General features: G+C 77.3%; 1 pseudogene. It reads right to left on the reverse strand.

What is annotated here, in order from left to right:
- Window positions 1-45: 45 nt before the first annotated feature.
- Window positions 46-431: pseudogene (locus ABTX62_RS19635) on the reverse strand (SCO3242 family prenyltransferase); the annotation flags it as partial.

Below are 431 nucleotides of genomic sequence, written 5' to 3' on the forward strand. Positions count from 1 at the left end.
GCGAAGGTGCCCCGGCACCACCCTCGGAGCTGCGGGCCTCAGAACTCATGTGACGCTCACCTTCTTCGCGAACCGGGCTCCGAGGGGTGCGAGGGCCGCGATGAGGAGGGCGGAGGCCGTGTCCCGGGAGCGCGCGCAGAGAGCGGCCTGGAGGGGGATGGTGGCGCGGATGCCGGCACCGACGGCGCGCTGGGTGAGGGGAGGCGAGGGGTTGAGGATGGCGTGGACGTAGGGGCGGGCGGTCGTCGCGGCGTAGGCGGCCCCGAGGGCGGTGGCGAGCGGCGCTACCCCGTCCTGCCAGCGACGCCGGGCGGCCCGGGAACCGATCGGCCCGAGGGCGGTGGCGAGCGGCGCTACCCCGTCCTGCCAGCGACGCCGGGCGGCCCGGGAACCGATCGGCCCGAGGGCGGTGGCGAGCGGCGCTACCCCGC

The organism is Streptomyces sp. NPDC096046 (genome assembly GCF_040303285.1).
GTDB lineage: Bacteria > Actinomycetota > Actinomycetes > Streptomycetales > Streptomycetaceae > Streptomyces.